This window comes from Variovorax sp. PAMC28562, from assembly GCF_014303735.1.
Lineage (GTDB): Bacteria > Pseudomonadota > Gammaproteobacteria > Burkholderiales > Burkholderiaceae_C > Variovorax.
Genome location: NZ_CP060296.1, coordinates 3,492,257 through 3,504,104 on the forward strand (window position 1 = coordinate 3,492,257; position 11,848 = coordinate 3,504,104).

At 61.0% G+C, this 11,848-nt stretch carries 11 protein-coding genes; 8 read left to right on the plus strand and 3 right to left on the minus strand.

Going from position 1 to position 11,848, the window contains the following annotated elements:
• Positions 1-19: 19 nt before the first annotated feature.
• The 3 genes from H7F36_RS16420 to H7F36_RS16430 all read left to right on the plus strand — a co-directional run bounded on the left by H7F36_RS16420 (position 20) and on the right by H7F36_RS16430 (position 2,408).
• A complete protein-coding gene (locus H7F36_RS16420; RefSeq protein ID WP_187051815.1) occupies positions 20-259 on the plus strand; it encodes a hypothetical protein in 240 nt (79 codons plus the stop codon).
• 152 nt (positions 260-411) lie between these two features.
• Positions 412-1,149: a c-type cytochrome gene (locus H7F36_RS16425; protein ID WP_261802335.1), complete on the plus strand. Its 738-nt coding sequence runs from the start codon at positions 412-414 to the stop codon at positions 1,147-1,149.
• A complete protein-coding gene (locus tag H7F36_RS16430) occupies positions 1,146-2,408 on the plus strand; it encodes a c-type cytochrome (protein WP_410003035.1) in 1,263 nt (420 codons plus the stop codon). The genes H7F36_RS16425 and H7F36_RS16430 overlap by 4 nt, the downstream gene beginning before the upstream one ends.
• Position 2,409: 1 nt before the next feature.
• On the opposite strand, the gene H7F36_RS22490 is transcribed toward H7F36_RS16430, so the two are convergent.
• A complete protein-coding gene (locus H7F36_RS22490; RefSeq protein WP_410003036.1) occupies positions 2,410-2,748 on the minus strand; it encodes a hypothetical protein in 339 nt (112 codons plus the stop codon).
• On the opposite strand from H7F36_RS22490, the gene H7F36_RS16440 reads away from it, so the two are divergent.
• From H7F36_RS16440 to H7F36_RS16455, 4 genes are read left to right on the plus strand one after another with little or no spacing between them, the layout of a single operon-like run.
• Positions 2,728-3,189: a cytochrome C oxidase subunit II gene (locus tag H7F36_RS16440; protein ID WP_410003037.1), complete on the plus strand. Its 462-nt coding sequence runs from the start codon at positions 2,728-2,730 to the stop codon at positions 3,187-3,189. The genes H7F36_RS22490 and H7F36_RS16440 overlap by 21 nt on opposite strands.
• Positions 3,176-4,801 (plus strand): cbb3-type cytochrome c oxidase subunit I, encoded by a 1,626-nt coding sequence (locus H7F36_RS16445; protein ID WP_187051819.1) that lies wholly within the window; start codon positions 3,176-3,178, stop codon positions 4,799-4,801. The genes H7F36_RS16440 and H7F36_RS16445 overlap by 14 nt, the downstream gene beginning before the upstream one ends.
• Positions 4,798-5,613, plus strand: a complete 816-nt coding sequence (locus H7F36_RS16450) for a c-type cytochrome (protein WP_187051820.1) — start codon at positions 4,798-4,800, stop codon at positions 5,611-5,613. The genes H7F36_RS16445 and H7F36_RS16450 overlap by 4 nt, the downstream gene beginning before the upstream one ends.
• 19 nt (positions 5,614-5,632) lie before the next feature.
• Positions 5,633-5,836 (plus strand): hypothetical protein, encoded by a 204-nt coding sequence (locus H7F36_RS16455; protein WP_187051821.1) that lies wholly within the window; start codon positions 5,633-5,635, stop codon positions 5,834-5,836.
• 459 nt (positions 5,837-6,295) lie between these two features.
• On the opposite strand, the gene H7F36_RS16460 is transcribed toward H7F36_RS16455, so the two are convergent.
• Together H7F36_RS16460 and H7F36_RS16465 are read right to left on the minus strand one after the other, a co-directional pair.
• Positions 6,296-6,748, minus strand: coding sequence for a CBS domain-containing protein (locus H7F36_RS16460; protein ID WP_222620389.1), 453 nt, complete (start codon positions 6,746-6,748; stop codon positions 6,296-6,298).
• A gap of 729 nt (positions 6,749-7,477) precedes the next feature.
• Positions 7,478-8,236 (minus strand): hypothetical protein, encoded by a 759-nt coding sequence (locus H7F36_RS16465; protein WP_187051823.1) that lies wholly within the window; start codon positions 8,234-8,236, stop codon positions 7,478-7,480.
• 94 nt (positions 8,237-8,330) lie between these two features.
• Here H7F36_RS16465 and smc point away from each other — a divergent pair, with 94 nt between their 5' ends.
• Complete coding sequence (gene smc / locus H7F36_RS16470) at positions 8,331-11,846, plus strand: chromosome segregation protein SMC (protein ID WP_187051824.1); 3,516 nt, start codon at positions 8,331-8,333, stop codon at positions 11,844-11,846.
• The last annotated feature ends 2 nt before the right edge of the window (positions 11,847-11,848 follow it).

The window sequence follows — 11,848 nt, forward strand, 5'->3', positions numbered from 1 at the left end:
ATGAGAACCGTGTACCGCAATGACGGTCGAATCCACGATGGTTCCTCGCGCATCAGCAGGCCTTGCTCGTGAGCTTGAAATCTGTATCGTCGATGAGTTTCCGTCAAGCACCGTGCAGGAGAATCTGCCGGCGCAGCGGCGTGCATGCGGTGGTGTCGTTGTAGCTGGAAAATGCAAACCGTCGTATGTAAAAAGCGCGGATTCGCGACTGGCGAATCTTCTATCGCGCGAAGCCGCAATTGACTTAAACGAAACGTAAGCGTTTTCGAGATCGTCTGTCTGCTACCCAACAGACATCGTAGAACGCCGCAGCTAATCTGAGTACTTGAAAGCGGTTTTCCGTAGACACCAAATCTTTGGCCGCTTGCCACCACTCGCAGCCGTGTGATCGGCGACCGAAAGCGACGCCCAATGATGCTTGCGAGATTTCTGGCGTGCCTGCCCATAGTCCCCGGAGCGCTGTGCGCTGCAGCGCTGATGGCGCCGTTGTGCTCGCTGGCAGACGACGCAGCGCTTCCTAAATTCAAGACGCTTGATTCGATGGAGGCCCGCGTGCAGGCGTGTGCCACTTGCCACGGCCAGAGGGGGCAAGGCACGGACAACGCTTACTTCCCACGCCTGGCCGGCAAGCCCTCGGGCTACCTTTACAACCAATTGCTCTCCTTCAAGGACGGGACACGGAAGTACGCCCCGATGAACTATCTTGTCGCATACCTGCCGGATGCCTATTTGCAAGAGATGGCTGAACATTTTTCCAAAGAACGGCCGGACTTTGCGCCACCCGCCGCTTCGACACTGCTGCCAGCAGCGTTGGAGCGCGGCGCCAAACTGGTGCTCGGCGGTGATGTGACCCGCCAGATTCCCGCGTGCGTGGCCTGTCATGGTGCGGCATTGATGGGCATGGAGCCCGGGATTCCAGCGCTCATCGGTTTGCGCAGCAACTACCTTGCCGCCCAACTGAGTCGATGGCGCTCTAGGGAGCGAAATGCCGCGGCGCCGGACTGCATGCAACGCGTCGCCAGCCGGCTCACCGATGCAGACATCGCCAACGTGTCGGGTTGGCTTGCATCGCAGCCTGTATCCGCTGATTCCAAGCCGATGACACGCAATGCCGTACGTCTTCCGATCGCATGCGGGAGTCAGTCATGATCCTTGATCCGCGCTCGGCATGGCGACGCGAACGACTCAAATCAGGTGCTTTTTTAGTTGCGCTGACGTTGGCTGGATTGGCACAAGCCCAAAGTACAACGGACATCCTCAAGAAGGGCGAATACCTGGCCCGCGCAGGCGACTGTGTCGCTTGCCACACGCTTGCTGGCGGCAAGCAGTTCGCCGGGGGTCGCGCCATGGCCACGCCGTTCGGCAATCTGTATTCACCCAACATCACGCCTGACGACATGACCGGCATCGGCAAATGGAGCAGCGACGACTTTTACAAGACCATGCACCAAGGGCGCTCCCGAGATGGCTCCCTGCTTTACCCGGCGATGCCGTTCGCCGCCTACACCAAGGTGACGCGGGCCGACTCCGATGCGATTTATGCCTACCTGATGGCGATGCCGCCCGTGCGCAAGCCTAATCGCGCTCACGAACTGCGGTTTCCTTATAACAAGCGGCAGTTGCTCACCGGTTGGCGCGCGCTGTACTTCACCGAAGGCGAATACCAGCCTGACGGCAAGCAGACGCTTGAATGGAACCGCGGCGCGTACTTGGTGCAGAGCTTGGGCCATTGTTCGATGTGCCATACGGCGATCAACGCGCTGGGCGGTTCGAGCGAATCGAAGAAGTTTCAGGGGGGCATGATTCCTAACCAGAACTGGTACGCACCTTCCCTGACTTCCAACCGCGAGGCAGGCTTGGGCGACTGGAAGATCGAGGACATCATGTCCCTGTTGCAAGCCGGTGTTTCACACCGGGGCACGGTCTACGGTCCTATGGCCGAGGTCGTCTACAACAGCCTTCAATATGTAAGCGACCAGGACATCCGGGCCATGGCTGTGTACCTCAAGGCTCTGCCGTCGGACAACCGCCGCGTCGACGGCCCCGATCCTGCGCAAATGGTTCAGCCACGCGTGCTTGAACTCGGTCGCAAGGTCTACGCAGTGCAATGTGCGATGTGCCACGGCCCCGACGGCAAGGGTTCGCCTCCGGCTTTTCCACCGCTTGCCAACAACCAGTCAATTGCCATGGAATCTCCTGTCAATTCGATCCGGATGGTGTTGAACGGCGGCTACGCGCCAGGGACTCGCAAAAACCTGCGGCCACATGGCATGCCGCCCTTCGCGCACCTTCTTAGCGACGAGGAAGTCGCCGCGGTGGTGACTTACATCCGAGTGTCATGGGACAACCACGGCCTCCCTGTCACACCGAAGCAGGCTAATGACATTCGGTCGGCCACCCTCGACTAATTCATTCACGATGACCGACCCCTTGCACCTCCCTGATCCCAGACGTCCACAGCACGACCCTGTTGAAGAGGAGGCGATAGAAAAGATTGTCCGCGAAGGGCCTTCTGGCGCCATCGCAGTCGCCGGAACCGCGACGCTGATCGTCGTTGCCATAGTCATACTCTTTTACTTGTTCGTCTACCTGCCGCGAGGCATGGTGCATTGAATGGCAAGTCTCCTGAAATCTGCGGATGGCGGTGGGGCAGAGCAGGTCGCGCTGCAGGCCGAGAAGCGCTGGGCTGTCCTCATCGGGCTGATCACGGCGGCGCTCGTGCTCCTCATGATCTTCACCGCGCTGCATTGGGCGACCATGCCGCCGTCGCGCGTGGAAACCGTCAACCCCAGCACACTTCACATCGCGGGCGAGTTTGTCGAAAGCAACCTCGGAACCGCCGTCGAGAAGGATGGCGGCGTCGTGGTCCGGCTGATCGGGCAGCAATATTCATTCACACCGCAGTGCATTGTTGTGCCAGAAGGTATGTCGGTCACATTCCGGGCGACCAGTGCAGACGTGATCCACGGCTTCATTGTCGGCAAGAGCAACGTGAACACCATGCTGGTGCCCGGGTTCGTGACGACTTTCACCACGACCTTTACAGAGAAGGGTGAAAAGTTGATGCCCTGCCATGAGTTCTGTGGTGCCGGTCACGAAGGCATGTGGGGTCGCGTCCAAGTGGTCGAGCGCAATGAATTTTTGGCGCGCGCCGCCGCATCCGAAAGGGTGAGTTGTGTTGCACAGTAAGAAACTCGTACTAGCCCATTTTTGGGTGGCCTTCATCGCGTTTGCCGCAGCCATCCTGCTTGGTGAATGGCAGATGTTCGTACGAAGTCCGTTGAGTCAGTGGGTCAGTAATCCCGAAATTTACTACCGTTCGGTCACCGCACACGGCACGGTGATGGGCTATGTGTTTCCGACGCTGATCGCGATGGGCTTTGGCTACGCGATTAGTGAAATCTCGCTTGGCCAACGACTGATAGGTCGGCGCTGGGCCTGGGCCGGATTTTGGCTTTTGAGCGTCGGTGCACTAATGGCGTCAGTGCCCGTTGCCGCCGGCCGCGCGTCTGTTTTGTACACCTTCTATCCGCCAATGATCGGCAGCGTTTTTTACTATTTAGGCGTGGTGCTAGTCGTTATTGGCTCGTGGGTCTGGGTGGCGCTGATGTCCATCAACTTGTGGACTTGGAAAAAGGCGAACGTGGGAAAACCTGTTCCTCTTGCGATGTTCGGCAACGTGGCGGGCGCCTATCTGTGGGCGTGGACCGCGGTAGGCGCTGCCTCAGAAATCCTGTTCCTGATCCTTCCGGTCGCTCTGGGCTTCAAGACCACGATCGATGCCGGTTTGTCGCGGGTCCTGTTCTCGTGGACTCTGCACGCCATCGTCTATTTTTGGTTGATGCCCACGTACATCGCCTTCTATACCCTGGTGCCACGAGCGATCGGTGGGCGGCTCTACAGCGACACCATGGGACGCCTTGCCTTTGCGCTTTTCCTGGTCTTCTCCATGCCGATCGGATTGCACCACCTGTTCGCGGATCCGCAGGTTGGTGCGGGCTTCAAGTTCATTCATGCGGTCTTCACCGCCATGGTGTCGATCCCTACTTTCCTGACGGTCTTTACTATCGTGGCTTCAGTGGAGATCGCCGCGCGGCTGCGCGGCGGGAAAGGCGCGTTCGGTTGGGTCAAGGCGCTGCCATGGGGCAACCCCACGATGCTGGCCGTGGCGATGTCTTTCATCATGCTTGGGCTCGGCGGCGCAGGTGGTCTCATCAACATGAGCATGCAGATGAACGAGACCATCCACAACACGCAGTGGGTAACCGGTCATTTCCACCTCATTTTTGCCGGTGCCATCGTGATCATGTACTTTGTGATCGCGTACGAGTTGTGGCCGCAGTTGACGCAATGCGCCTCGATGCCACATCGCCTGATGCGGTGGCAGCTCTGCCTGTGGTTCGTCGGCATGATGATCTTGACCCTGCCATGGCACTTTGTCGGCTTGCTGGGGATGCCACGGCGGATGTCCTACTACGACTACAGCCATCCCGACATTCAGCCTCAAGCTTGGGGCGTGGTGGCCTCGGTCATCGGCGGCGGCATTCTGGTCGTTTCGGCGTTCCTGTTCATCTGGATTCTGGCTAGGGCACACCTCGCGCCCAAAGCGACGCCCGCCCTCTACCGTTTTGCCACGGCCGTGCATGAGCCCCACCATGTGCCAGTCGCTTTGAACGGCTTTACGCTATGGATCGCTCTCATGATCGGCTTGACCGTCACGAACTATGGCGTTCCGATCTATCAGCTAGTAACGAACCCCATGAGTTCGGTCCCGGCAGTGCCTGTCGGAATTACGCGATGAGCGATCAACGGCTAGCCAGCTGGGGCAATCGCTGGTTCACTTGGAGCGTAGGCGCGGTGGGCGTGCTGTTGGTCGCATCGCTGTTGGTTGGCTTCGTCTGGTTGCCGTCCGCACATAAAGACATGTCGTCAGGTGGCTTGTGGGACATGATCTGCCGCGCGGCCGGCGCGCCGAGCACTTGGTACCAAGGGCCTACGGCACTAGCGTCCCGCCCCGCGACGGACGTCGTCCTCACGTCTGATTTCCTGCAGCGTTCCGACGCCGTTGAGATCGGCCGCGGAGCCACGCTGGCCATGCAGTGCGTGATGTGCCACGGCGCTCGCGGAATGAGCGAGGCTGCGTCACCGAATCTGGCAGGGCAGTATCCCGATGTCGTCTACAAGCAATTGCGCGACTACCGCAGCGGCCAGCGCTCCAGCGTCGTGATGTACGCCATGTCACAGGGGTTGAGCGATCAGGACATGCGCGACCTCGCGGCGTACTACGCGTTCCTGCCTCAGGCTAGCGTCGTCGCGCCTCGGGCGACCGAGGTTCCGCAGATGGTTCGGGTTGGCGATCCGCTGCGCAATATTCCGCCTTGCGCGTCGTGTCACGGCGGCATTGAACGGAAGGTGGGCAGCCCGTGGCTGGAAGGTGCGCCCGCGCAATATCTACAGACCCAACTGCAGATGTTCGCCAACGGCACCCGTCGAAACGATATCAACGGTCAGATGCGTAATGTGGCCAGGCAGATGACGCCAGAAGAGATCCTCACGGTTGGAACTTACTACGCCGATCAGCCGGCACTGGCTGGTACGCGGAAACAGCCGTGAGTTTTTCGACGGCCACTCGATGAGTGCCGTGGCCGCATTGGGTATGTTTGCCTCACGTGCGCTTCAGGCACCTTACAACTCCAACAAGGATCTGATGGACGTCCGCGCTGCGTTAGAGGGATGCGCCGAACTCCATGCTGAGATGGTCCGAGCCAATGGCAATCCGTTGCTATGGCAGATCATCGTGTCGATTTTTGCATTCCTCGAATCGTTGTCCCAATAGAAGACGCAGTGTCGGAAAATCGATGAAAGCCTTCAACAAGTTAAAGACGACCGGGCCGAACTTATCGCGAGGATTTTGATAAGTGTTGAAGGAATGCCAAATGCCATTCCTACTGCCTTCAATACCCGGGTGTCCTGAAAGGAGCGCTCCGATTAGAACGGTTCAAAACTTTTCAATATGCCTTTGTTTCTCGAGGTGGGACAACGAAGCGGTCGTGGGATCTGATGGCGCCGAGGAAGTGCGGAAACCCACCGCCGGATTCATCACGATCTCACATCTTGCGTTCGGTAGTTGACTAATGCCGAACAGGCGTCGTAAGGTCACGGATGGTTATCGAGCGTGCCGATATGAACCGCGATCCCCGGTCGTGATCAACGTTCGCCGAGGTTGTTAGCGTGATATCTCACTGCGCGACGTCCCGCTCTAGGCGCTGAGCGTGCACGGGCGCCTGGGTCACAGTTACCGATAGCCAACGCCCATCACATAGTCGCGCAGCAGCGCTTCCTCATACTTACCTTCGGCCAACAACTCGCGAAGTGCGTCGCGCGCGTTGACGACACCTGTTGGCGTGCCCGCCGCGTCGATGACCGGAACATGCACGAGGCCACGCACCTGCATCATCGTTAGCACGTTGGGTAAGGAGTCTGTGGCTCGGCAGAATGTCACATTCCTTGTCATGACGTCTGCGGCGTTCCGCGCGCAGGCAGCGCCCTCGAAATCGCTAATCTGTCGGACGATGTCCGTCTTGGTGACGACGCCCGCCATCGCACCTGCCTCATCGCAGACGACGACGAGGCTGATCTGCGTGTTGGAGAGCAGCCGCGCCACCTCCCGTAGAAGCGCGTCCACGGTCACCGTGCGCAGCCGCGAACGCGTCGCGGCTTCGATGCTGCTGACCAGCTTTGTGTTCAATTCGCGCTGCCTGGATCGAAAAGATGGGCCTTGGCCCTGGGCTTCGCCCATCCGTCCGGGTCGGCAAAGGGCCAAACTTCAACGCAATTTGTGTACTTGCACAGGATGCTAGAACTGCGACTTAGGATCGGAGGAATCATCGAGGCTTCCCTTGTCAAGGCGTAGGCCACGCAGATGATTAGCGGATTCTGCGAGGCTGATCATCCTGGCTGCTGCATGAACCGTTAGACGATGCTGCGTGTAACCGGAGCGAGGGGAGATGTACGCAGCCATTTCCCGAACGAGATCCAACTCCCGCTCCGACGAATCCATAAGGAGTACCGTGATTAGGTTTTCAAGAGCGATGACTCGGATCTGCAGTTGCACCAGTTCAGCGTTCGACAACGGCGGAACATCCGCCGCTCCCGTCGCAGCCGGGTGCTCACGACTGCCAGATCCAGCGCGGCCTTCATTGTCCCATCGGGAAAATGCTTGCTCGAGCAGACGAAGCCGTTCCGAAAAATCTGACTCTCGATCCACCATGCCGTCCTTTTTTGAACTGACTTCGCTTGCTGCCTTTGAGACACGTCCGATTTTCGAAGACGATCTCGCACTGCGTCGCAGCGCGACATAAGTAATGTACAGACACGAGCCCTTCGACAACCTGCGAATTCAGGTAGAAGAACCCTTAGAAGAGCAGTGCGACTGTCCCGGTCAAGTTATTTCGGACACATCGATAGATTGATGGATTTAGGGCTTGGCCATCGCGAAAAACGGGCCGAGGCTGCCGAGAATCCAGTTCTGGCCGAAGTCGAGCGCGGCGCGTCGGTACTTCTCGTCGGCCTGCGCCGCCATGAGGTCGAGACGCGCCGTCACCTTCGACAGCTCGCGGTCGGCGACGAGGTTGCGGCCCCGGTCGCTGATCTCGGTGGCGAACAGCACAGGCTGGCCGTCCGGGCCCGTCTTGGAGCCGAGCAACCAGAGCGAAATCTCCATGTTGCGAGCCGCGCGATAAGCGTTCTCGGCGTTGACGCCGTCGATCATCGTCTGCTCCCAGGTGTCGCCGTTGGCCTGCTTCAACATGGAGGCCCAGCCGATCACCAACGCCGCAACCCGGTCGCCCGTGTAAGGCTGCGGCGTGGTCTCGAAGCCGAGCCGGATGGCGTCGATGCCTCTCGCGCCTTTCAACTCCGGCAACGGCTTGTCCTGCATCACCGCGTCCCATGTTCGCTGGATGGCGTCGTCGGCGCTCGGTGCCCATTTGCGCCACTCGCGCGGGTTGCGACGGTACAGGCTGAGTTGCACGCGACGGATCGATTGCAGGTTGTCGCGCAGCGCCAGGTTGGCGACGCGATTGGCGCCGGTCTGCATCCACTCCTGTCCGCCGTACGGCTCGGCGCGCTGGGTCGAATTGAAGCTGCTGCAACCGGCCAGAACCAGCGACAACGTCGCGACGGCCAGCATCGAGGGGCGACGCGCTGAAAGGGGTGTCTTTGGGAGTTCTCTCATGGGTGCGCACGTTATCATCGACCCTCCGGGTAGCAGCGCGCAACCTCGCGTTTTTCCTTACAAATCAACACCTTGGCACCCAGGCCAACACGTCGTGCGTCTCAATTCAATCAAGCTTTCAGGCTTCAAGTCGTTCGCTGAACCCACCAACTTTTTGCTGCCCGGCCAACTCGTGGGCGTCGTCGGCCCCAACGGCTGCGGCAAGTCGAACATCATGGATGCGGTGCGCTGGGTGCTCGGCGAATCGCGCGCGTCGGAGTTGCGCGGCGAATCGATGCAGGACGTGATTTTCAACGGCACCACGACCCGCAAGCAGGCCAGCCGTTCGAGCGTCGAGCTGGTGTTCGACAACGCCGACCATCGCGCCGGCGGCCAGTGGGCGCAATTCACCGAGATCGCGGTCAAGCGCGTGCTTACCCGCGACGGCACCAGCAGCTACTACATCAACAACCAGCCGGTGCGCCGGCGCGACGTGCAGGACGTGTTCCTCGGTACCGGGCTCGGACCGCGTGCCTACGCCATCATCGGCCAGGGCACGATCAGCCGGATCATCGAGTCAAAACCCGAAGAGTTGCGCCTGTTCCTCGAAGAAGCTGCCGGTGTGTCGAAGTACAAGGAGCGCCGCCGCGAGACGGAGAACCGCCTGGGCGACACCCGAGAAAACCTGACTCGTGTCGAAGACATCCTGCGCGAACTCAACGCCAATCTCGAGCGCCTCGAAAAGCAGGCCGAGGTCGCGGCGCGCTACAACCAGCTGCAGGGCGATGCCACCCGAAAGCAACATCAGCTGTGGTTTTTGAAGCGAACCGAAAGCGAAGCGGATCAGGCCAAGGTCAAGGCCGACGCCGCCAAGGCAGTGAACGATCTCGAGTCGCGCATGGCCGACTTGCGGCACATCGAGGCCGAACTCGAAACCGTTCGGCAAGCGCACTATGCGGCCGGCGACCAGGTCAACCAGGCGCAGGGCAAGCTCTACGAAGCAAGCGGCGAAGTCGGCCGGCTCGAAGGGGAAATCCGCTTCGTTGTCGAAGGCCGCCAGCGCGTCGAGCAGCGGCTCGTTCAACTGCGCGAACAGATCGGGCAATGGGGCACGCGCCGCGCCGATGCGGCGGCCGAAATAGAAACGCTCGCCGACCAGGGTGTGGCGGCCGAGGAGCAGGCCATCACGCTGGCGGCGCAACTTGAAGACCACGACACGCGCCTGCCGGAGCTTGAGGAGGCACAGCAGCGTGCACAGGCCGAAGCCAACGCGCAGCGCGCTACTGTCGTGCAGGTGCAGCAGCAGATTCAGGTGCTGGCCGCAGACCAACGCAACATCGAAGACCAGTCCCGCCAACTGACGCTGCGCAGCGAAAAACTGCGCACCGACAAGAACGCGCTCGCAGCGCCCGATGATGCAAAGCTGGGCGACCTGCAAGCACAACACGAGAGCGCACAAGAAGCCGCGACCGAAGCCGATGCCCGCCTGCAGGATCTGCAGGACAGCGTGCCGCAGCTCGACGACGACCGCCGCACGCGGCAGCAAGCCGTCAACACCGAGGGCGCGCGCCAAGCCGATCTGTCGGCGCGCCTCGAAGCGTTGCGCGCGCTGCAGGAGAAGGTCAAGACCGACGGCAAGCTCGCACCTTGGCTCGCCAAGCACGGCCTCGACGGCATGCAGGGCTTGTGGAGTCGCATCCACATCGAACAGGGTTGGGAAAACGCGCTCGAATCCGCGTTGCGCGAGCGCATGGGCGCGCTTGAAGTCAGCCGGCTCGACATGGTTCGCGCCTTTGGTGCGGATGCGCCGCCGGCCAAGCTGGCCTTCTACAGCCCGCCGTCGGCCGGCGTGCCGCAAGGGCAGGGCGCGTTGCCCCGATTGTCCGAGCTGCTGCGCCTCAACGATGCGGGATTGCAGGCCTTGCTGGTCGAATGGCTGCACGGTTGCTACACCGCGCAGAGCTTCGAAGAAGCGCTCGCCTTGCGCGAAAAGCTGCAGCCCGGCGACGTGGTCTACGTGAAGAGCGGCCATTCCGTTTCGCTGCACAGCGTCAGCTTTTATGCGCAGGATTCGGAGCAGGCCGGCTTGCTCGCGCGCCAGCAGGAGATCGAGAATCTGGAGCGGCAGTTGCGCGCCCAGGCGCTCATCAACGAAGACGCACGCACCGCGTTGGTCCGGGCCGAAGCCGCCTATGCCGACGCCGCTTCCCGACTGGTCACCGCACGCCGTGAAGCCGCCGAGACGCAATCGCGCGCACATGAGCTTCAGGTCGAAACGCTGCGCCTGTCGCAACTCGCCGAGCAGACCCGTGCGCGCAGCGCGCAGTTGGCAAACGACCTTGGCGAAGTCGATGCGCAACTCGATGAACTGCAGGAAAAGCGCGTGACGGCCGAGTCGCGCTTCGAGGAACTCGACATGCAGCTGGCCGACAGCCAGGAGCGGCATGCGCAACTCGACGAGTACGTGATAGAGGCCGGCAGGGCGCTCACCGCCGCACGCGAGCAGCACCGCAGCCTCGAGCGCCAGGCACAAGAAGCCACGTTCTCGCAGCGCACGCTCGAAGCGCGGCGTGGCGAACTCAATCGCGCGATCGAAACGGCAGCGCAGCAGAACGTCGCGCTGGCCGACGAAGAAGAGCGCGCCAGGGCCGAGTTCGGCCGGCTCTCCGATGCGGCTGCGCAGGCCGGCCTGCAGGACGCGCTGTCGCTCAAGCTGGAACGCGAGACATCCCTCGGCGCCACGCGCAGCCAGTACGACGACCTCACGCTCAAGCTGCGCGCCAGCGACGAACGGCGCCTGACGCTCGAACGCGAGCTCGATCCGCTGCGTCAACGCATCACCGAATTCCAGCTGAAGGAACAGGCGGCGCGTCTCGGCTCCGAGCAATATCAGCAGCTGTTGGCCGACGCCGAAGCCGACCTCGATGCCATCGCGCTGTCGATCGAGACCGACAAGGTGCGCATCCCCGGCATGCAGGCCGAGATCGATCGGCTGCATCGTGAAGTCGCTGCCCTCGGCGCGGTCAATCTGGCAGCACTCGACGAGCTGGCGACGGCCAGCGAGCGCAAGATTTTTCTCGATGCGCAATCGGCCGACCTGAACGAAGCCATCGGCACGCTCGAAGATGCGATTCGCAAGATCGATGGCGAGACGCGTGAACTGCTCGGCGGTACCTTCAAGATCGTCAACGAGCACTTCGGCCGCATGTTTCCCGAGCTGTTTGGCGGCGGTAACGCGCGCCTCGTGATGACCGGCGACGAGATCCTGGATGCAGGCGTGCAGGTGCTGGCGCAGCCGCCAGGCAAGAAGAACCAGACCATCCATTTGTTGTCGGGCGGCGAGAAAGCGCTGACAGCGATCGCGCTGGTTTTTGCGATCTTCCAGCTCAACCCGGCGCCGTTTTGCCTGCTGGACGAAGTCGATGCACCGCTCGACGACGCCAACACCGAGCGCTATGCCAAACTCGTTACCGCCATGAGCCGCGAGACCCAGTTCCTCTTCATCAGCCACAACAAGATCGCCATGGAAATGGCTGAGCAACTGATCGGGGTGACCATGCAGGAGCAGGGCGTGTCGCGCATCGTGGCAGTCGATATGGACGCTGCGGTGTCCATGGTCGAAGCGGCTTGAAA